General features: G+C 38.6%; 1 protein-coding gene. It reads left to right on the forward strand.

Annotation, left to right across the window (positions count from 1 at the left end):
- Window positions 1-134: 134 nt before the first annotated feature.
- Window positions 135-355, forward strand: a 221-nt coding sequence (locus KH400_RS22770) for a hypothetical protein (RefSeq protein ID WP_217228529.1), incomplete at its 3' end; no start/stop codon positions are given.

A 355-nucleotide genomic window follows, 5' to 3' on the forward strand; every position in this document is an offset into this window, starting at 1 on the left:
GTGAAGTACCGCGTACAAACGATTGAAGAATAATGGAGACGGTTTTGGTAACGATTACCAAAACCGTTTTTTGCTTTAAACGTTGAAAATAACTGTTAAACTATAAGAGATATTAGAAAAGGAAACTTTAGATAATGGCAGATTGGCACGGTTTTTATAAGTTGTCTTGGCGAGAGCGACTAGATAAAACGATTGAAAATAAGCAACTGACTGCTGAGCAAGTGGCTTTGATTGAAGCGCAATACGATGCAGTTGGTGAACAACAGGTTGAAAATTATCTTTACAACTTTGGAGTGCCAACGGGTTTGTTACCAGATTTGCCAGTTGATGGTCGATTGGTAACGGTACCAATGAG

Source organism: Desertibacillus haloalkaliphilus, from assembly GCF_019039105.1.
In the GTDB taxonomy this organism is placed as follows: Bacteria; Bacillota; Bacilli; order Bacillales; family KJ1-10-99; genus Desertibacillus; species Desertibacillus haloalkaliphilus.